This window comes from Plantactinospora solaniradicis (genome assembly GCF_042658085.1).
GTDB lineage: Bacteria > Actinomycetota > Actinomycetes > Mycobacteriales > Micromonosporaceae > Plantactinospora > Plantactinospora solaniradicis.
In genome coordinates, this window is sequence record NZ_JBHSPR010000029.1 from 60558 (window position 1) to 79404 (window position 18847).

Below are 18847 nucleotides of genomic sequence, written 5' to 3' on the forward strand. Positions count from 1 at the left end.
GTACGACCGCCTGGGATCGTCATGTAGATGGTTGGCTATGGGGCTGGGGCAGTTCGGGCTGGTGGTGTGTTTGCGCCCGTGCGTTCGGGTGTGGCGCGAGGCCGTCGAAGACGATGGCGAGCGCGCGGGCTTTCACCTCGTCGTCGAGGTTTGTGTGTGCGGCGGCTCGGGAGGTGGCAACTAGCAAGGCGTAGACCTCGGGTAATTCGACATCGTCCCGAACGGCGCCGGCTTGCTGGGCATGCTGGAGAAGCGCGCCGACGGCTCGGCGTAGTTCGTTCGATGCTTGAGTGGCTTCGCCGTCGCTGTCGCCGCCGGCGTCGAGCAGAGCCTCGGTTATGGCGATCTTCGTTACCGCGTCGGCGACGAGGTGGCGAAAGAAGTCGAAGAATGCGGTGCCGGGATCCGTGGTAACGAGCAACGCTTCGGCCTGCTCGCGCAGGCGATCGAACCGCCTGACGAGAACGGCCTCCAGCAGTGCTGCCTTGGTGGGGAAGTGGCGGAAGACCGTGGCGATGCCAACCCCGGCCAGGCGGGCTACCTCCTCCGTCGACGCGGACTCGCCGCCCTTGCCGAAGACCTCTTCGGCAACGTCCAGGATGCGCCCGCGGTTGGCTCGCGCATCGACGCGTCGCGCCCGCCCGTCGCCAGTCTGGCTCATGTCGGAGGTACTCATCGCTCCTCGCCTGCTTGATATGCGAAGTCGTGACTCCGTATAATCGGAGCGGAGACTTCGGATCATACTCGTTCGCGGACGGACCCACGCCGATGACAGAGAATCGCATGGCTCGACCCCTTAGCCCGCGAGAGGTCTTCCTGGCGCTCGTGGACGGCGTTGCGGAGGGTCGTTGGGACGAACTTCCCAGCCTCTACGCGGAACAGACCCACGTCGTGCACCCGTTCGACCCGCTTCGTGCCCCCGCGCTGCGCACCCGCGACGAACTTCGCGAGCACTTCCGGCCGACCGACGCCAGCCCCCGGCTGCACCGTCGCGCGGCCAACATCACCATCCACGAAACAACCGATCCTGAGGTCATCATCGCCGAGTTCGAGTATCAGGGCACCGTCGCTGACACCGGGGAGCGATTCGCACTGCCCGGCATCTTCGTGCTCCGGGTGCGCAATGGCGAGATTGTCAGCTCCCACGACTACTTCGACCATCTCTCCGCCGCTCGAATCCGCGGCCAGCTCGACGGGCTTGTCGCAGCCGTCAACGCGGCCCCCACGACGTCGACGTAACACAGCGCGGAGCCGTGCCAGCCGCGATCCGGTAGCTGCGCCCATATTTGTGAGGCTCTCAAGGGGATTCGCCCAGATCAAAAGACCCGGCACCGTGGATACGATGTTGGGGTGGCCGCGCCCCTGCTCCTGCTGCTCGGGTTTCTCGCGGCGTGGCTCGGGGTGACCTGGTTCCTGATGTCGTCGGGTTCCGGCGCTCGGCGGGTACGCCGGACCGTCGGCCAACTCCTGGCGGGACTGCTGGTCGCCGGGTTCGCGACGCTCTCGGCGCTCGGCGTCGGGCAGGCACTGGACGAACTGGGCCCGTCGTGGCGGGCGGCGACCGGGGGCGGCACAGCAGGTTCGTTCACCGCCGAGTCGATGTGGGCCGGCGGGCCGGCGGTCCGCGACCGGCAGTGGCGCGGAACCTTCGTGAGCACCGATCGGTCGGTCGTCCGGCGAGACGTGAAGCTGGCCGACGTCCCCGTTCAGATCGAGATCGGATCGTCCGTGCCCGCACGGGACACCGGAGGGGCCGTTGTCTACGGTGCCGGGTTCCCCACCGCCGTACTGGGGAACCTGGTCGTCCCGCCAGTGGTCGTGCTCGTCTGGGGGCTGGCTGGATGGTTCCTGGTGCGCAGGCTGCGCCGTCGAGCCGCTGGTTCACGGCGGGAGTCCGCCACCGAGGCCGCCTGTACACACCTCAGGTGGCGGACAGGTTCCGGACGAAGGCCCGCCAGGCGTACGGGGTGAAAGCGAGGTTTCCGGCGTCGCGGTCCTTGCTGTCCCGGACGAGTACGACTCCGGTCAGGTTGTCCGCCACCTCCACACAGTTGTTGCCACTGGAACCGCTGCGGGTGGACTTGCGCCACCGGGCGCCGGTCAGGTTGTCCATGACCTCATCACTTCCTCGATCAGCTCTATCGACTGCCAGGTGGGCAGGGCGACGTTACGAACACTCTCCCACCTTGCCAGGAGAGTCTCCACATCCTCGATGCGGTCCACCACGGTCCCGCCGAGCTGGTTGTCCATGAAGCCGACCCAGCCGCCGTCGTCCGACCGGGCCAGCACGAACGAGCCTTCCAGCCCGACGTGCAGGCCGACCTTGATCGGAATGACGTGCACGCTCACGTTCGGTCGCTTGGCGAACTGGATCAGGTGGGAGAGCTGTCCGGCCATCACCGTGGCGTGCTCCTCGCTGAACCGGCGCAGCGCCGATTCGTCGAGCACGGTGGTGACCTGGGGCGGATGCTCCTGGTCCAGGATGGCCTGGCGAGCCAGGCGAGCCGCGACGAGGGCTTCCACCTCGTCCTCGGTGAGTGTGACGTCGCCACGGATGACCGCTCGGGCGTAGTCCTCGGTCTGAAGCAACCCGGGGATCAACATCGGCTCGAAGCAGCGCAGTTGTTTCGCCGCCCGCTCGGCCTCCAGCCAAGGACGGAACCAGGTTGGCTCGCCGTCCCGGGCGGCCAGTTTCAGGAGCGAGACGAAGAGATCACCGGTGCCGAACACCATGTCGGCGCGGGAGAGGTACACCTCGTCCAGCGGGCGTTGGCCCAGTTCCACCGCCGAGACCATGGAAGCGGAGTAGTTCGCGCGTCTTCCGTACTCCTCCTGGCTGAGGTGGGCGGTGGCCCGCATCCGGCGTAGTTGGGCGCGGATCAGGTCCGCCGTGGGTGTCGGCTCGTCCGCCACAGTTCCTCCACAGTCTTCCGAAGCTTCCAATGGGCACGGTCGGTGACGACGATCCCCGCCGAGAGCATGCCGAGGCCGTGGTCGATGGCTTCCGAGAGTAGGGCAGTCGCAGCAGAGTGTCACCAGCGGAACTGCTCGGGAGTTGCCGAGAGGACGGGCGGAACCGCGTGGGAGGCCGCCCGGGGCGGCAACGTCGGACGGCCTCCCCTTCCAGTCGAGCGAGGAGGGCCGGGATGAGTTGGCTACGTCGTACCCCGAAAGATCGACACCGCCGGGACTGGCGGCGGCTCTGGCGCTACTGCCGGTGTGGCCTCCGGTGGCGTTGCCCGGACAGCGTGCCGCAGCGCCCGATGCCCTTCCCGCCTCCGACGCTCGGGGCGGGCTCGGCGGTCCGCCGGCCCTCGAACCGGTCGACCAACCAGGGGCCACGGTGGCGGCTCTCCGCTGGAGTGCCGGCCGCTGAGCAGAGTCGATGACCGGCGGCCCGGGTACGGCCAGCAGTGCGGCGGGTCCGGTCCGCCCACACGTGCCACGGCGGCCGATCTGGCTCTGCCGGGTGTGCGCGACCGACTGGCCCTGCCTGACCGCCCGTACCCTGCTCCCGCTCGACTACGTCGCCGACCCGGTCGGACTCTCCGTCTTCCTCGCCAGCACGATGCAGGAGGCGATCGCCGACCTGCACCGGCTCAATCCGGCCGCCGGACCCGACCCGAAGGCCATGTACGCCCGATTCCTCGGCTGGGCGGAGCCACGACTGCGGATCGCCCGCAACCGCAGCCGAGTAGGGTCGGCGGACGAGCGAAGGGAGCCACCGGTGCCGGAACGCACGATCGCCGACTTCTGGTTCGATCCCGCCTGCCCGTACACCTGGACGACCTCGCGGTGGCTGCTGGAGGTGGCCAAGGTCCGGCCGGTGGAGGTGCGCTGGCACGTGATGAGCCTGTCGGTGCTCAACGAGGGCCGGGACGACGACCCGGAGGGCGACCCCGACGGCTACCTCTGGGTGCCGGTGCGGATCTGCGCCGCCGTCCGGCAGAAGTACGGTCAGGAGGCGCTCGGCCGGCTCTACACCGCGATGTGGACCGTCGCACGTGGCGACGGGAACTGGCTCGGCGAGCTGCACGCCTCGCTGACCGCCGCCGGACTGCCGCCCGAACTCGCCGAGGTCGGGACGTCGACGGAGTACGACGACGCGGTCCGGGCCTCGCACGCCGAGGGGATCGGCCTGGTCGGCGAGCACGTCGGCACGCCGATCATCGCGGCGACCGGACCCGACGGCCGGCGCGTCGCCTTCTTCGGCCCGGTCATCTCCCGGATCCCTCTCGGCGAGGAGGCCGGGCGGCTCTGGGACGGAACGCTGCTGGTGGCCGGCGTACCCGGTTTCCACGAGCTGAAGGGTGCGCCGCACGCGGAGCCGCAGCTCGACTATCCGGGCTGACTGCCGCCTGGCCACGGTCCATCAGGGCTTGCGCGCGACCCCGCAGAACACGTCCACCTCGTCGGGCAGTTCGACACCGGGCCCGGGGCGCCAGCGCGGCGTGGAGACGACACCGGGCTCCAGCAACTCCAGGCCGTCGAAGAACCTGGTCAGCTCCGCCGGACTGCGCGAGACGTACGGCGTGCCGGCCTCGAACGACATCTTGGTCGCGGCGTCCTTCGCCTCGCGGTCGACGACATTGGTGCCGTCGTTGACCACCAGGTAGCTGCCGGACGGGAGTGCGTCCACCAGCCGGGCCACGATCTCCCGGGCGCGGTCGTAGTCGAGCACGTTGCCGAGGATTCCCAGCATCATCAGCGCGATCGGCTGGTCGAAGTCCAGGGTACGGGCGGCACCGCGCACGATCTTGTCCGGCTCGTGCACGTCGGCGTCGAGGTAGTCGATCACCCCGCCGGGGCTGCTGGCGAGCAGTTCCCGGGCGTGCATCAGCACCAGGGGATCGTTGTCGACGTAGACGATCCGCGACTCCGGGGCGATCCGCTGGGCGACCTCGTGGGTGTTGTCGGCGCTCGGCAACCCGGTGCCGATGTCCAGGAACTGGCGGACTCCCCGCTCACCGGCGAGCAGCGTGACTGCCCGGACGAGAAACGCCCGGGAGACCCTGGCGACCTCGACGACCCCCGGGAAGACCTCCCGGACCTGGTCGCCGAGCCGGCGATCGGCCTCGAAGTTGTCCGTGCCGCCCAGCCAGTAGTTCCAGACCCGGGCGCTGTGCGGAGCGGTCGTGTCGAGGATGGACGGAGGCTTCCCGATCGGGACGGCCGGTTCCGGGTTGTCGGTCAACGGAGAACGTCCTTCCGGGCGAGGCGAGACGGAATGGTGCCGGTGCGACGCAGCGTAATGCGTGCCGGCCGCGAGCATCATCCCGAGCGGACCGGCCCCGGTGTCATCCTTCTGTCCGTTCGCGCCGCCAGGCGAGAAGCCGGTGGTACGCCTCCAGGCCGTCCGGCACCCAGGCCCACTCGGCGAGCCGCCGGTGCAGCTCCTCCTCGCCGAGGAAGGTGTGCCAGGCGACCTCCTCCGGCTGCGGCTCGACCGGCGGTGTGCAACGCACCTCGTAGACGGCGGACCACCAGGTGTGCTCGGGCGTCTCGTAGAGGAACGTGAACAGCGGAACCGGGGCGGGCAGCCCGGAGACCCCGAGTTCCTCCTCGGCCTCGCGCAGGGCCGCCTCGTCGTACGACTCGCCCGCGCCGACCACCCCACCCACGAACATGTCGTACCGGGACGGGAAGACGAGCTTCTCGGCGGTACGGCGGTGCACGAAGATCCGCCCCGCCGGATTCCGGGCCAGTACGAAGACGCAACGGTGCCGCAGTCGGCGCGCGTACGCCTCGCCGCGCGGTGCCTGCCCCACCACCCGGTCGTACTCGTCGACGATGTCCAGCAACTCATCCGCGGAACGGGGCAACTGCTCGGTCACCCGCCCATCCAACCAGCAGCGGTGTAGTCGATGAACGCCCAGGTGAGGCACTATGCGTACATGCTTGATCAGGATCTCGTCGTGCCCAGGGGAAAGCCGATCATCCGACCGGCGGAACCGGGCGACGTCGACGTACTGCACCGCTTCGTACACGAACTCGCCGAGGCGGAGCAGTTTCCCGGGCAGGTCACCGCCCAGCCGGCGGACCTGACGGCGGCGCTGTTCGGTCCGCACGCCGTCGCCGAGGCCGTGGTCGCCACCGTCGACGGGTTGCCGGCCGGGTTCGCCCTGTTCTATCCCACCTACAGCACCGTGCTCGGCCGCCCCGGCATCCACCTCGAAGACCTGTACGTCCGTCCCGAGCACCGGGGCGGCGGGCTGGGACGGGCGCTGCTCGCCCACCTCGCCGAGCTGGCCGTACGCCGAGGTGGCGCCCGGCTGGAGTGGTGGGTGTTGCACACGAACGATCCGGCGTTGCGTTTCTACGCCCGGCTGCACGCCCGGGCGCTCGACGAGATCGCGGTGATGCGCCTCGACGGCGACCTGCTGCACGCCCTCGCGGGGGAGGTGGGGGTGCCTGCCGCAGGAGTGTGACCGGTACGTGCGTGACCGGCTCGACCAGGACCGGAACGTCTGGCTCTGTACGCTCCGACCCGGTAGCAGCCCGCACGTCACGCCGACCGGGGCTGTGACAGTGCCGGTCGGGGCCGTCAGGTGCCGGAACGCGGGGTCGGGGATCGGCGTACCTCCCTGACCGCCCAGCGGACGGACTGGTGGACCAGTACGCCGACGCCGGTGTTCAGGATCGCCAGTCCGGACGCGCCGACCAGTCCCGGTTCGACCCCCGTGACGCCGGTGACCACGAGCATGATCGGCCACCCCAGAGCCGAGCCGACCAGTGCCGTCCGCCACCAGCGTCCGAACAGCACGCCGATCAGGATCAAGGTCGGGATCACCGCGCCTCCTCTCCCTCGATTCGACGATAGGCCGAAAACCGGTTGCCGCGCCTGGCGGGTTTACCGGACAGTTGGGCGCATGACGTTCTGACGGCAGCACCTCGCCCAGCCCGAGCCCCCGGCAGCGCCACCCCGCGCCCCGGTGAGCCGTGGCTCCGTCCGTCCGTACCCTCCGAGGAAGAGAACGTCCTTGTCACAGCAGGAGTCCCTGCCGCCGCCGACCCGTACCACGGAATCGGCCACCGTCACCGTGTTCGCCTCCGAGCGCAGTTGGATCGAGTCCGATGCCGTCGTGCAGTGCCACCAGGTGGCCGCCCTCGATGGCATGATCCACGTCGCCGCCATGCCGGACCTGCACCCCGGCAAGGGTGCCCCGATCGGTGCCGCCATGGCGTCGACCGTGCTGTACCCGCACCTGGTGGGGTCCGACATCGGCTGCGGCATCGCCGTCTTCCCCGTCGACCTGAAGCGCGTCGTACCCGAGCGGCTCGCCGGCCGGTTCCCCGACCTCGACCGCGCCCTGGATCCGGATCGGGATGCCGACGACCCGGCCTGGGCCGTCGTGGACGGCGGCATTCCCGGCGGTCATGTCGAGGGTCTGGGAACGGTCGGCCGGGGCAACCACTTCGTGGAGCTGGCGCGGATCCAGGACGTCCTCGACCCGGGCCACACGACCCGGCTCGGGCTCGCCGCCGGGGACGTCGTCCTCATCGTCCACAGTGGCTCGCGGGGACTGGGCGAGCGGATCCTGCGGGCGCACACCGAGCGGCACGGCGCGGGTCCCGCCGCCGACCCGGCCGCCTACCTCGCCATGCACGACGACGCCGTGCGCTGGGGATCGGTCAACCGCCGGCTTCTCGCCGCCCGGGTCCTGCACGCCCTGGGCGCCGAGCCCACCGAGCCGATCGTCGACCAGAGCCACAACCTGGTCGAGGTCCGCGACGGGGTGTACCTGCACCGCAAGGGCGCCGCGCCCGGTGACGGCCGCGACGTGCTCATCGCCGGCACCCGGGGCACCTACTCCCACCTGGTGGCCGCGCACGCCGGGCCGGAGGCCAACCGGTCGGTGGCGCACGGGGCGGGCCGCAAGATGTCCCGCGCCGACGCCCTGCTCCGGGGCCGGGCCAAGCACACGGTCGAGGAACTGCGCCGTACTCCGGTGGGGTCGATCGTGGTGTGCGGCGACCGCCAACTGCTGTTCGAGGAGGCGCCGACGGCGTACAAGCGGATCGAACAGGTGATCGCCGACCTTGTCGACCACGGCCTGGCCACACCCGTCGCCACGACGGTCCCGCTGGTCACGTACAAGACTCTCGACCGGTCCAGGGGCGACGCCGGGTCCACCTCCCGACGGGGCCGCCAGGAACACCGCCGTACCCGGGGCCGGTCGTGAGCGCGGCAGCCGACCGGGGCCACCTGCTCCTGTCGGCCGGGCGTGGCCCGCAGGAGTGCGCCTGGGCGGTCGCCCAGCTACTGCGTCGACTGGAAGCCGACGCCGCCCGGCAAGGGCTGGCGACGCATCGGACCGAGGCCGTCCCCGGGGATCGGAACGGCACCTACCAGTCGGTCCTGGTGGAGATCTCCGGGAACGGTGCCGAGAAGTTCATCGGTTCCTGGACCGGAACCCTGTGCTGGCAGGCGCCCAGCCCGTACCGGGCGAGCACCGGCCGCAAGAACTGGTACGTCACCGCCCGCCCCTGCCAGGTCGACGTCCCGCAGACACCCTTCGCGGAGTCGGACGTCGACATCGTCGCCTGCCGTACCGGCGGACCCGGCGGGCAGCACCGGAACAAGGCCAGCACGGCGGTGCGGGCGACCCACCGGCCCTCGGGGATCGTCGTCGTGGTCGACACCGAACGGCAGTTCAGCCAGAACCGCCGCCTCGCCCTGGAGCTGATCCGGCGGCGCATCGCGCAAACCGACACCGCCGCCGGCCGCGCCGTCACCACCGCCCGCTGGCGCATCCACGACGAACTCGTGCGCGGCAACCCCACCCGCGTCGAGCGACCGGTGTGACGGCTCGGTCCCCTGCCTCGATACGCTCCCGGAATGGGTGACGAGGAAACCACGCCGGCCGTCTTCTCGAACCGCTTCGCGGACGCGGTCGGTCCACAGGGGCCGGAGCCGAGCCGGGACAGTTGCCGATGTGTCGGCCACTCGCCGGCCACCCGACCGGCGACGGTGGAGTTCCACGGGGAGCGACAGGACACCTCGGGCGAGGCCTGGCAACGGCTGCTGGAGCTGATCGACGAGGCGGCGGCCGACGGACGGGCGCTCTTCAAGCCGTTCGTGGAGTTGAGCGCCGGGCATCGGCGACAGATCGTCACCCTGCCGCCGACGATCGCGAAGCTGACCGAGGTCAGGCACCTGGTCCTCTACGGCACCAACCTGGTACGGATCCCGCCGGAGATCGGGGCGATGACGAACCTTGAGGAGTTCGATCCGTACACCTCGCATCGCCTGCACTGGTACCCGTACGAGCTGACCAGGTGCACGAAGCTCCGCTCCAGCACGGTGAGCACCCGCGTCCTGTACGGCAACTTCAAGTTCCGGCCGCCGTTCCCGAGCCTGCGGCCGGTGACCACGGCGGCCGAGGCCGACTTCGACGCGCTCGACCCCGGCGTGTGGGGAGCCGACCGCATCCGGACGTGCAGTGTCTGCGACCAACCGGTCGACCGCGAGGTGCACCAGGTCTGGATCTCCCGAGCGGTCGGCACGGACGTGCTGCCGTTCCTGGTCAACGCGTGCTCCACGGCATGCGTGGCGGCGCTGCCGCAGCCGCACAAGGGTTATGTTCCGACACCGCACACCGGCGGCCCCGACCTCGTCCAGCCCCCGGCCGGCCGCTGAGCCCGCCCGGCGCGCGTCGGCACCGGATTCAGCCGACTCAGCCGACTCAGCCGACTCAGCCGACTCAGCGGGCTCAGCGGAGGATCAGCACCGCGAGCGTGCCGATGGTCGCGTTGGCGGTCACGTGGACCAGGTAGGGGATCAGGATGCCGCCGCTGCGCAGCCGCATGAGGCCCAGGGCGAACCCCCAGGCTCCGGCCATGACCATCCCGACGACCCCGGACGGAAAGCCGGCGAAGTGCGCGACCCCGAACAACCCGGCTTGCAGCACCACCGCGACCCTGGGGCCCCAGACCGCCGCGAGTTCGGTCAGCAGCACCCCCCGGAAGAGCATCTCCTCCCAGACCGGATTGATCGCGGCGAACGCCACGATGCCCAGGATCGCGAGCCCGAGCGGCAGGTTCCGCAGCTCCCGCAGGTATTCGGCCGGCTCGGGCCGGACCGTGAGCGCCCATGCCGTGAGTGCCGCCGCGCTGAGGACCACGGTGCCCAGGCCGAGCCACGGCGCCTCGGGCGTCAACGACCCGCGGGCCAGCCAGGGCGCGGCCGGACCCAGCGCGGCGTGACGACCGGCGAGCAGCAGACACGCCAACGGAAGTACGCAGACCAGGACCGTGGTGACCGCCGGGGGCCAGCCACCGAGAATCCCCACCGCGAAGCAGCCGAAGAGCGGTCCGATGAAGACCGCCGCGCGGATCGCCGCCGGCGAGCGCAGGAGACCCGCAGCGACGACGAGTACGGCCACCGCGACGCCGACGATCGCGGTCCGGGCGGGTGCCTCCGGACGGATCGGCACGGCGGTGCATGCGCCCAGGGCGACGATGCAGGCTCCGGTGAGCATTGTCCGAAGATCGGTGGAGCGGGCGCCCTGGAAGGGCACCGACACCACAGGAGAGCCGATATCGCGCACAAGCAGCGAGACTGCCACACCCCGGCAAACATCTCGACTCTGTGCGGTGGCCGCGACGACGGCCGTGCGACCCCCTGTGCCGCCGGTCAGCCGGGCCGGGCGGTTCCGGTCAGCCGGGCCACTGCCACTGGGCGACCTGGGGGTGGTCCTCGCCGTACCGGCGGGTGTGGTCGCGGCATTCCTGCCGCGCGTCCGCCATCGTCTGGCGGAGGTGGGCGGCCCGGGTGGCGAGGCCGGGTACCCGGTCGATCACGTCCATGACCAGGTGGAACCGGTCGAGGTCGTTGAGCATGACCATGTCGAACGGTGTGGTGGTGGTTCCCTCCTCCCGGTAGCCACGGACGTGCAGGTTGTCGTGGTTGGTACGCCGGTAGGTGAGCCGGTGGATCAGCCACGGGTAGCCGTGGTAGGCGAAGATGATCGGCTTGTCGCGGGTGAAGATGGTGTCGAACTGGGCGTCCGGCAGCCCGTGCGGGTGCTCGGTCGCGGGTTGCAGCCGCATCAGGTCGACGACGTTGACGACCCGGACCCGCAACTGGGGCAGGTGCTGGCGGAGCAGGTCGGCGGCGGCGAGGGTCTCCAGCGTGGGTACGTCACCCGCGCAGCCGAGCACGACGTCGGGCTCGCGGCCGGTGTCGGTACTGGCCCAGTCCCAGATTCCCAGGCCGCGCTGGGTGTGCAGCACCGCCTGCTCCATCGAGAGCCAGGTCGGCGCGGACTGCTTGCCGGCGACGACGACGTTGATGTAGTGCCGGCTGCGCAGGCAGTGGTCCATCGTGCAGAGCAGGGTGTTGGCGTCGGGCGGCAGGTAGACCCGGACGATCTCGGCCTTCTTGTTGGTGACGTGGTCGATGAAGCCGGGATCCTGGTGGGAGAAGCCGTTGTGGTCCTGCCGCCAGACGTGGCTGGAGAGCAGGTAGTTGAGCGAGGCGAGAGGTCGACGCCACGGGATGTCACGGGTGACCTTGAGCCATTTGGCGTGCTGGTTCAGCATCGAGTCGACGATGTGGACGAAGGCCTCGTAGCTGGTGAAGACGCCGTGCCGACCGGTCAGCAGATAGCCTTCGAGCCAGCCCTGGCAGAGGTGTTCGGAGAGCACCTCCATCACCCGTCCGGTGGGGGAGAGATGGTCGTCGCCGGGCTCGATCCGACCCAGGAAGGCCCGGTCGGTGACGTCGAAGACGTCCGCCAGCCCGTTCGACTCGACCTCGTCCGGTCCGAACAGCCGGAACCGGTCCGGGTTCGCCGTGATCACGTCCCGGAGCCAGCCGCCGAGCGCCCCGGTCGCGCCGATCATCGGCTCGCCGGGCCGGTCCACCACGACGGCGTGGTCGCGGAAGTCGGGCAGCACCAGGTCGTGCAGCACGGTGCCGCCGTTGGTGTGCGGGTTGGCGCTCATCCGCCGGTGCCCGCGCGGCGCCAGTCCGGCCAGGTCCGCGACCGGCGCGCCGGTCGCGTCGAACAACTCCTCCGGCCGGTACGAGCGCAGCCACCGCTCCAACTGGGCCAGGTGCTCCGGGTTGTCCCGTACGCCCTCCAACGGAACCTGGTGGGCCCGGAACGTGTCCTCGATCCGTTCCCCGTCGACCTCGGCCGGCCCGGTCCAGCCCTTCGGGGTACGCAGCACCAGCATCGGCCAGCGCGGCCGTTCGATCCGCTCGCCGCCACGGGCCCGGCGCTGGATCTCGGCGATCTCGTCGAGCACCCGGTCGAGGGTGGCCGCGAGTTCCCGGTGTACCCGGGCCGGCTCGTCGCCCGCCACCAGGTACGGCTGGTAGCCGAAGCCGCGCAGCATCGACAGCAGGTCGTCCGGCGGGATCCGGGCGAGCACGGTCGGGTTGGCGATCTTGTATCCGTTGAGGTGCAGGATCGGCAGCACCGCACCGTCGCGCGCGGGATTGAGGAAGACGTCGGAGAACCAACTGGCGGCCAGCGGCCCGGTCTCCGCCTCGCCATCGCCCACCACGCACGCCACCAGCAGGTCGGGATTGTCGAACGCGGCCCCGTACGCGTGCGACAGCGAGTACCCCAGTTCGCCGCCCTCGTGGATCGACCCCGGCACGTCCGCCGCGACGTGGCTCGGGATCCCGCCCGGGAACGAGAACTGCCGGAACAGCCGGCCCATCCCGGCCTCGTCCCGGCTCACCGACGGGTACACCTCGGTGAAGGTCCCCTCCAGCCAGGTGTTCGCGATGATCGCCGGGGCGCCGTGACCGGGCCCGGTCACCAGCATCGCGTTCAGGTCGCGCGCCACGATGGCCCGGTTGAGGTGTACGTAGACCAGGTTGAGCCCCGGATCGGTGCCCCAGTGGCCCAGCAGCCGGGGCTTGATGTGCTCCCGGGTCAACGGCTCGCGCAGCAGCGGATTGGCCAGCAGGTAGATCTGCCCGACGCTGAGATAGTTGGCCGCCCGCCAGTAGGCGTCGATCCGCCTCAGCTCCTCGTCGGTCAGCCGGAGGTGCGGGTCCAGCGAGGTCTTCATCTCCCGACCCTCTCGCGGGTCGGCCGGATTCGCGACCCGAACGGCGATCTCACCAGCTCACTCCTGTATGTACAAGCCGTGCGAGCCGCGTACGACGATCACCGGGGCGGGGGAGTGGTAGAGCATCGCCTGGCTGACCGCGCCGAGCATCCCCCGCCACGGCTCGTCGCCCCGGGCACTGACCACCACGACCTCGGCCCGGCTGGCCTCCTCCGTCAGCGCCGCCTCCGGGTCACCGATCCGCGCCTGCTGTCTGACCGATACCGACGGGTACTTCCGCTGCCAGGGCGCGACCGCCTCGGCCAGTTGTCCGACCGCCTCCGCCGGAAGGTCACCGGTCGTCTCGTCCGGATCCCAGACCTGCACCACGACGAGGTCGGTCGCGTGCCGAGAGGCGGTGTCGAAGGCGAAGTCCAGGGCCCCTAGTGAGCTGGTGGAGCCGTCCACGCCGACCACCACCGGCCCGGTCGACGGGAGCGTCTCCCGGGCGACCAGCACGCTGCATCCGGCGCGGGCGGCGATCTGTACGGCGGTGGCGTCCGAGTCGGCGGGTACGTCGGGGTTGACCGTCAGCCCACCGTCGCCGATCACCAGGAGCGCGGCCGAGCCCGACTCGCGTAGCAGTGTGGTGATGACCGGCCCTTCGATCAGAGCGGAGGTCGCGGTGATCTGCCGCTGGGCCTCGGCGGCAGTCCGGATCGACCGGTCCAGTAACTCCTCGGCGGGCTTGCGGGGCTCCTCCGGCATCGGCTCCGAGGGGTCCGCGACCCAGTTGAACGCGTGCACGATGCGTAGCGGACGCGAGTGCAGCGCCGCCTCCCGGGCCGCCAGCCGTACCGCCGTCATGCTGAGTTGGGAGTCGTCGACTCCGACCACGACCGGCGTCTCGTGCGGGGGGCTCACCGCAGGCACGCGGTCAGCCGGCCCACCGGCCGACCTCCGATGACGTGGCGTATCGAGTCACCTGCCGAGGGTATCCGGGCGTTCCGTCGGATGTGCCGGATTCACCCAGTACGTGCGCCTGGCCGATGGGCCGTCAGTTCTCCACCCGTAACACGGCGATGGTGGCGTTGTCCCGACCGCCCGCGACCAGAGTGTCGGCGAGTATCGCGCGGCTCACCTCGGCCGGGCTGGTGCTCGCGCCGAGCCGATTGGCCAGTCGCTGGTAGTCGAGCTGCTCGGCGACGCCGTCGGTGCAGAGGCAGTAGACGTCGCCCGGCCGGAGCGCGACGCTCAACAGATCCGGCTCCGGGTTGCCGGGGTGACCCACGTACCGGGTGAGCTGGTAGCGCGCGGCGGCGGCCGCTGGCGAGTCGGCCGGGTACCAGCCGTAGACGGCACCGAGCCAGGCGGCCGTGTGGTCGACGGTCAGCAGTTCGAGCAGGCCGTCCCGCAGCCGGTAGGCGCGGGAGTCGCCGATCTGCACGATCCAGGCGGCCGGTTCCGGCGCCGCCGGGCCGCTCCGGTCCGACGCGTCGGGTGCCGTCCGGGCCGACGGCGGGGTCCGGCGCAGCCAACTCCGCTGGCCGGCACCGGGCGGCTCGGCGTCGGCCAGCGGCTCCGGAGTCGCATCGGCCGGCGCCCCGTGCCCCGACGAGGCGGGCGCCGTCGGGGTGAGGACCATGCCGGTGAAGGTGCAGCCGGTCAGTTCGCCCAGCTCGGCGCCGGCGGTCCGGACCCGGAACTGCGCCTCGGCCATGGCCGCGCGGAGCTGACCCGGGCCGATGTCGTGACCTGCGGCGTGCACCGCGGCCACCATGGTCTGCATCGTGGTACTGCCCGCCACGGTGCTGCCACGACCGTCGCCCATTCCGTCGGCCACCGCCAGGAACGGCAGCGTCGGATCGACGTGCAGGACGTCGAAGTTCGCCGCGTAGCGGTTACCCACCCGGGAGCCGCCGGCGACGTGCAGCCGGCGGCCGGCATGGGTGTAGGAACGGGTGACGTCGCCCTCGGCGGGCATCCGATCGGGACCCGTGACAGGGCTTCGGTGCATGGCGGGGAGGTTAGCAGGATTCGCCAACAGCCTGGGCGGTATATGCGAATCATCCCAATTCACCCCGGCTCGTCTCGGCCGAGTACGGCCGGGCCGGGTGAGGTCCACCGTGTACGGATGGCCACGATGCCGCCGCGACGACGGGGCCGGACTGCGAGGATGGAGCCGTGAACCTGCCCGAGATGCTGCGACGGCATCGGCTGCTGGCCGTCGTACGGGGCGAGGACCCGGAGGCGGCCCTGGACAGCGTACTGGTGCTGGCCGAGGCGGGGATCGCGCTGATCGAGGTGGCGGTGACCTCCAAGGACGAGGCCGGGGTGCTGGTACGGGCCCGCGCCGAGTTGGGGCCGGACGCACCACTCGGTGCCGGCATGGTGTTCACCGAGGCGGACGTGGTGCAGGCGGAACAGGCGGGTGCGTCGTTCGTCGTGACACCGGGACTGGTGCCGGCGGTCGCCGAGTCGGTCCGGCTCGGCATCCCCGCCCTGGTGGGCGCCCTGACTCCGACCGAGGTGGTCGCGGCCAGCCTGGCTGGCGCCGCCGCCGTGAAGGTGTTTCCCGCCTCGCTGGGCGGGCCGGCGTACCTGCGTACGCTCCGGGAGCCGTTCCCGGACGTGCCGTTCGTGCCGGTCGGCGGGGTGGACGTCGAGTCGGTACCGGAATATCTCTCGGCCGGCGCGATCGCCGTGGGAGTGGCGGAACCACTGCTCGGAAGCGCTCCGCGCGGCGGCGACCTGGACTCCCTGCGGCTGCGGGCGGCAGCCTTCCGGGCCGCGATCGTGGGTTCCTAGCGAAGCCGACCCGGGGGCGGCCGGGTCAGACCGCGCGGAGTGTGGCCCGCTGCGGGCGGTGGCGTAGCTGATCGACCGCCGCAGCGGTCGCCTCGTCGGCGGGTAGCCAGATGACCAGCTGTTGAGCATCAGGGGTGGGCAGTTCGAGCGTTTCCCGTTCCCATCGCAGCTGGTTGGCGCGCGGGTGGTTGATCGTGAGCGGCACCCGGGGCGGGGGGAGGTGGCGGTGAAGTCGTCGGGTGAATTCGGCGCCGGCGACGGGCGCGAAGTCGGCCGTGAACCATTCGAAGCTCTCGGTCGAGGGTCCGAGCCACAGGTTGAAGACCTGCTCGTCCGCCACCTGGTGCCAATGGACGAAGATGCTCCTGGACCGTGGGTGGGCGAAGACGAATCTGGTGAGGTTGGGCTCCTCGGCGTCCAGCAGCCCGGTGTCGCGCATGACCATCGCGAAGCCGTCGGTGTGGGCGAGGACGTCGCCCAGCCGGTTGGTGACGAAGGCGATGCCGGGCTCAAGGAGTTCGAGTATCCGTCGGACAGCTGGCCGTACGGTCCGATCGGGCGGTGTCGGCCGCGAGTGGCCGGCACACGCACCGCCGCTGATCTTGGCGAGGTAGCGCAGATGGGTGCGTTCGGCTGTATCGAGGCTGAGCGCGTCGGCGAGGGCCCTGATGATGGGCTCGGACGGGTTGCGGTCGCGGCCCTGCTCGATCCTGGTGAGGTACTCGACGCTTATCCCGGCTCGTGCGGCCAGCTCGGAACGTCGTAGCCCCGGTGCGCGTCGTCGCTGGTGCGCCGGAAGCCCCAGATCCTCCGGTCGGAGGCTGTCGCGCTTGGCCCGGACGAAGGTCCCCAACGGCGTACTCACGCTCTGGAGCCTACGTCGCGGTCGGTCGACGGGGACGGGGTGCAGGGTGGCCCTCCGGGGGCCAGCCTGCACCCGGTCTGGTTGATTAGCCGCTGACGACGGACCGTTTACGGCATGAATGACAAGAGCAGGCTCGTGGTTATCATCGGCAGCGTCCGCGAGGGCAGGTTCGGTCCGGTCGTCGCCGGGTGGGTGGCGGATCACGCCCGGGTGCACGGCGGTTTCGAGGTCGATGTCCTCGATCTGGCGGACGTCGACATTCCGTTGTCTCTGCCTGCCGCGCCACCGAAGTTCGCGGGTGACGACTACCCCCGGCCCGAGGGTATGCGGGGCGTCACCGCGAAGCTGGCCGAGGCGGACGCCTTCATCATCGTCACACCCGAGTACAACCACAGCTACCCCGCCTCGCTGAAGGCACTCATCGACTGGCACTTCACCCAGTGGACCGCCAAGCCGGTCGCGTTCGTCAGCTACGGCGGCGCGGCCGGCGGCCGACACGCGGTACTTCATCTCGAGAACGTGCTCACCGAACTACACGCGGTGACCATCCGTGACGGGCTCGCCTTTCCGAACTACTTCACCGCCTGGCAGGACGGTGCACCTCTCGACGCCGCAGCGGCCGGCTACGCCAAGACCCTCCTGGAACAGCTCGCCTGGTGGGCGACTGCCCTGCGTGCCGCCCGAACCGCCGCACCGTACCCAGGCGGAGCGTGAGTTGTTGTGGCGAATGCGAAGGTCGCACCCCTAATGCACAATCATCGACAAATGACGGCCGCTCAGTCGAGACAGAACTCGTTGCCCTCGACGTCCTGCATCACGAGGCACGACTCGTTGTTGTCATCGGCAAGCAGTAGTCGGACGCGTACCGCGCCGAGCGCGACCAGTCGTGCGCATTCGGCCTCGAGCTTGGCCACGCGTTCTTCACCCACGAGCCCGGTGCCGACCCGCACGTCAAGGTGCACCCGATTTTTGACGACCTTGCCTTCGGGAACGCGCTGGAAGAACAGTCGCGGGCCCACACCCGAGGGATCACTGCATGCGGACCATGAACCCTGCTGCTCGGGCGGCAGCGTGCGATTGAAATCGTCCCAGCTGGCAAATCCCTCCGGTGGCGGCGGTAGGACGTACCCCAACACCTCGCACCAGAAACGAGCGACGCGCTCCGGTTCCGCGCAGTCGAAGGTCACCTGGATCTGCTTGACCGATGGCATCGGTCCACCATAAAGGCGGGGTCTTTCGTCGTCTCCACGGGCCCGCCACCCGGCCAGGCGAGGCTAGAGCTGGCGGTGCGCGAAGAGGACCGCTCCTGGAAGGCTCTCGTCGAGGCCGAGCAGCATCTGAGCGTTGACCGTGAATCCGGCATCGCGCAGCCAGGTCGCCACTCGGTCGGGCTGGCGGCGGTGCACGTAAACCTTCATCGGATGACCGCCGTAGCCCTCCGTCTTCAGCCGCGACTCATCGCCGACGTGAAAGCCGAGCAACAGAGGTCCACCGGGACGCAGCACCCGCCGGAAGTGACCAAGAACCGCAGGAATCTCGTTGTCGGGGATGTGGATCAACGACCAGAAGGCGAGCAGGGCGGTGACCGAGGCGTCGGCGAATTGCAGTTCCGTCATCGATCCCACCTCGAACCGCAGGTCAGGGTGCTCCCGCCGGGCAATGTCGATCATTGCGGGTGAGAGATCGATGCCGAAGGCGTCGACGCCCAGCTTGTGTAGGTGGGCAGTGACGTGTCCTGGTCCGCAGCCCACGTCCGCGACCGGCCCGCCGCCGACGGCGTGCACCAGATCGGCGAACAACGCCAGCGCCGCGCGTAGGTAGGGCTCTCCGGCCAGCGCCTCCCGGGTGTAGTCGGAGTAGCTGTCGGCGACCGTGTCGTAGGAGGTCCGGGTGTCTGCCAACCAGCCGTCCGCTCTCCTGCTCCGTGACCCGGAGGTGTTGCCGTCCTCCAGCCTTGTCTCGGTTTCCGTCATCGTTCGGCTCCTCCTGTCGAGCTGGCGTGGAAGCGTAGATCTCGGGAGCCGCGCATGCTACCGGCCTCCACACCAGCTTCGATCAGACGACATGCCGAGCACCCATCAGCGACAGATCCAGCGAGACCGAGCCACGAAAGTCGCCGCCTGCGGCGAGGCAAACGCCAGATCTCTGATTCCGGACACGACG

General features: G+C 70.2%; 22 protein-coding genes. 9 read left to right on the plus strand and 13 right to left on the minus strand.

The window, feature by feature from the left end; genetic code table 11:
* Positions 1-19: 19 nt before the first annotated feature.
* Positions 20-676: a TetR/AcrR family transcriptional regulator gene (locus tag ACFP2T_RS28085; protein ID WP_377426725.1), complete on the minus strand. Its 657-nt coding sequence runs from the start codon at positions 674-676 to the stop codon at positions 20-22.
* 149 nt (positions 677-825) lie between these two features.
* Between ACFP2T_RS28085 and ACFP2T_RS28090 the strand changes: the two genes are divergently transcribed.
* On the plus strand, positions 826-1239 hold the full coding sequence (locus tag ACFP2T_RS28090) for a nuclear transport factor 2 family protein (protein WP_377426727.1): 414 nt from the start codon (positions 826-828) through the stop codon (positions 1237-1239).
* A gap of 111 nt (positions 1240-1350) precedes the next feature.
* Positions 1351-1971 carry a hypothetical protein gene (locus tag ACFP2T_RS28095; RefSeq protein WP_377426730.1) on the plus strand — a complete coding sequence of 207 codons (621 nt, stop codon included), beginning with the start codon at positions 1351-1353 and terminating at the stop codon, positions 1969-1971.
* On the opposite strand, the gene ACFP2T_RS28100 is transcribed toward ACFP2T_RS28095, so the two are convergent.
* Both ACFP2T_RS28100 and ACFP2T_RS28105 read right to left on the minus strand, forming a co-directional pair.
* A complete protein-coding gene (locus ACFP2T_RS28100) occupies positions 1922-2113 on the minus strand; it encodes a DUF397 domain-containing protein (protein WP_377426732.1) in 192 nt (63 codons plus the stop codon). The two genes, ACFP2T_RS28095 and ACFP2T_RS28100, sit on opposite strands and share 50 nt — an antisense overlap.
* Entirely contained in the window at positions 2101-2913 is an 813-nt protein-coding gene (locus ACFP2T_RS28105) for a helix-turn-helix domain-containing protein (RefSeq protein WP_377426734.1), read from the minus strand. Before ACFP2T_RS28105 ends, ACFP2T_RS28100 begins: the two co-directional genes overlap by 13 nt.
* 814 nt (positions 2914-3727) lie before the next feature.
* Here ACFP2T_RS28105 and ACFP2T_RS28110 point away from each other — a divergent pair.
* On the plus strand, positions 3728-4351 hold the full coding sequence (locus tag ACFP2T_RS28110; protein WP_377427008.1) for a mycothiol-dependent nitroreductase Rv2466c family protein: 624 nt from the start codon (positions 3728-3730) through the stop codon (positions 4349-4351).
* 21 nt (positions 4352-4372) lie between these two features.
* Here ACFP2T_RS28110 and ACFP2T_RS28115 read toward each other — a convergent pair whose 3' ends face one another.
* Both ACFP2T_RS28115 and ACFP2T_RS28120 read right to left on the minus strand, forming a co-directional pair.
* Positions 4373-5194 (minus strand): SAM-dependent methyltransferase, encoded by an 822-nt coding sequence (locus tag ACFP2T_RS28115; protein WP_377426736.1) that lies wholly within the window; start codon positions 5192-5194, stop codon positions 4373-4375.
* A 103-nt stretch (positions 5195-5297) separates the two neighbouring features.
* On the minus strand, positions 5298-5834 hold the full coding sequence (locus tag ACFP2T_RS28120; RefSeq protein WP_377426739.1) for an NUDIX hydrolase: 537 nt from the start codon (positions 5832-5834) through the stop codon (positions 5298-5300).
* 60 nt (positions 5835-5894) lie between these two features.
* Between ACFP2T_RS28120 and ACFP2T_RS28125 the strand changes: the two genes are divergently transcribed.
* Positions 5895-6428 carry a GNAT family N-acetyltransferase gene (locus tag ACFP2T_RS28125; RefSeq protein ID WP_377426741.1) on the plus strand — a complete coding sequence of 178 codons (534 nt, stop codon included), beginning with the start codon at positions 5895-5897 and terminating at the stop codon, positions 6426-6428.
* A 116-nt stretch (positions 6429-6544) separates the two neighbouring features.
* Here the strand turns inward: ACFP2T_RS28125 and ACFP2T_RS28130 are convergent, their stop codons facing one another.
* Entirely contained in the window at positions 6545-6790 is a 246-nt protein-coding gene (locus ACFP2T_RS28130; protein ID WP_377426743.1) for a hypothetical protein, read from the minus strand.
* Positions 6791-6980: 190 nt separating this feature from the next.
* Here ACFP2T_RS28130 and ACFP2T_RS28135 point away from each other — a divergent pair, with 190 nt between their 5' ends.
* The 3 genes from ACFP2T_RS28135 to ACFP2T_RS28145 are packed head-to-tail and all read left to right on the plus strand — an operon-like array spanning position 6981 to position 9640.
* A complete protein-coding gene (locus tag ACFP2T_RS28135) occupies positions 6981-8183 on the plus strand; it encodes an RNA ligase RtcB family protein (protein ID WP_377426745.1) in 1203 nt (400 codons plus the stop codon).
* Positions 8180-8806 (plus strand): peptide chain release factor H, encoded by a 627-nt coding sequence (gene prfH / locus ACFP2T_RS28140; RefSeq protein WP_377426747.1) that lies wholly within the window; start codon positions 8180-8182, stop codon positions 8804-8806. Before ACFP2T_RS28135 ends, prfH begins: the two co-directional genes overlap by 4 nt.
* A gap of 33 nt (positions 8807-8839) precedes the next feature.
* Positions 8840-9640, plus strand: a complete 801-nt coding sequence (locus ACFP2T_RS28145) for a leucine-rich repeat domain-containing protein (RefSeq protein WP_377426750.1) — start codon at positions 8840-8842, stop codon at positions 9638-9640.
* 73 nt (positions 9641-9713) lie between these two features.
* Here ACFP2T_RS28145 and ACFP2T_RS28150 read toward each other — a convergent pair whose 3' ends face one another.
* The 4 genes from ACFP2T_RS28150 to ACFP2T_RS28165 form a co-directional block, all read right to left on the minus strand.
* Complete coding sequence (locus tag ACFP2T_RS28150) at positions 9714-10481, minus strand: CPBP family intramembrane glutamic endopeptidase (RefSeq protein ID WP_377426752.1); 768 nt, start codon at positions 10479-10481, stop codon at positions 9714-9716.
* Between the two features lie 178 nt (positions 10482-10659).
* Entirely contained in the window at positions 10660-13032 is a 2373-nt protein-coding gene (locus ACFP2T_RS28155; RefSeq protein WP_377426754.1) for a phosphoketolase family protein, read from the minus strand.
* 57 nt (positions 13033-13089) lie between these two features.
* Positions 13090-13935: a universal stress protein gene (locus ACFP2T_RS28160; protein WP_377426756.1), complete on the minus strand. Its 846-nt coding sequence runs from the start codon at positions 13933-13935 to the stop codon at positions 13090-13092.
* Between the two features lie 133 nt (positions 13936-14068).
* On the minus strand, positions 14069-15028 hold the full coding sequence (locus tag ACFP2T_RS28165) for a PP2C family protein-serine/threonine phosphatase (protein WP_377426758.1): 960 nt from the start codon (positions 15026-15028) through the stop codon (positions 14069-14071).
* Between the two features lie 167 nt (positions 15029-15195).
* Here ACFP2T_RS28165 and ACFP2T_RS28170 point away from each other — a divergent pair, with 167 nt between their 5' ends.
* A complete protein-coding gene (locus ACFP2T_RS28170) occupies positions 15196-15819 on the plus strand; it encodes a bifunctional 4-hydroxy-2-oxoglutarate aldolase/2-dehydro-3-deoxy-phosphogluconate aldolase (protein WP_377426760.1) in 624 nt (207 codons plus the stop codon).
* A gap of 25 nt (positions 15820-15844) precedes the next feature.
* Here ACFP2T_RS28170 and ACFP2T_RS28175 read toward each other — a convergent pair whose 3' ends face one another.
* On the minus strand, positions 15845-16684 hold the full coding sequence (locus tag ACFP2T_RS28175; RefSeq protein ID WP_377426762.1) for a helix-turn-helix domain-containing protein: 840 nt from the start codon (positions 16682-16684) through the stop codon (positions 15845-15847).
* 114 nt (positions 16685-16798) lie between these two features.
* Between ACFP2T_RS28175 and ACFP2T_RS28180 the strand changes: the two genes are divergently transcribed.
* Positions 16799-17398, plus strand: coding sequence for an NADPH-dependent FMN reductase (locus ACFP2T_RS28180; protein ID WP_377426764.1), 600 nt, complete (start codon positions 16799-16801; stop codon positions 17396-17398).
* A 62-nt stretch (positions 17399-17460) separates the two neighbouring features.
* On the opposite strand, the gene ACFP2T_RS28185 is transcribed toward ACFP2T_RS28180, so the two are convergent.
* Both ACFP2T_RS28185 and ACFP2T_RS28190 read right to left on the minus strand, forming a co-directional pair.
* Positions 17461-17895 carry a VOC family protein gene (locus ACFP2T_RS28185; RefSeq protein WP_377426766.1) on the minus strand — a complete coding sequence of 145 codons (435 nt, stop codon included), beginning with the start codon at positions 17893-17895 and terminating at the stop codon, positions 17461-17463.
* Between the two features lie 63 nt (positions 17896-17958).
* On the minus strand, positions 17959-18657 hold the full coding sequence (locus ACFP2T_RS28190) for a class I SAM-dependent methyltransferase (RefSeq protein ID WP_377426768.1): 699 nt from the start codon (positions 18655-18657) through the stop codon (positions 17959-17961).
* Between the last annotated feature and the right edge of the window lie 190 nt (positions 18658-18847).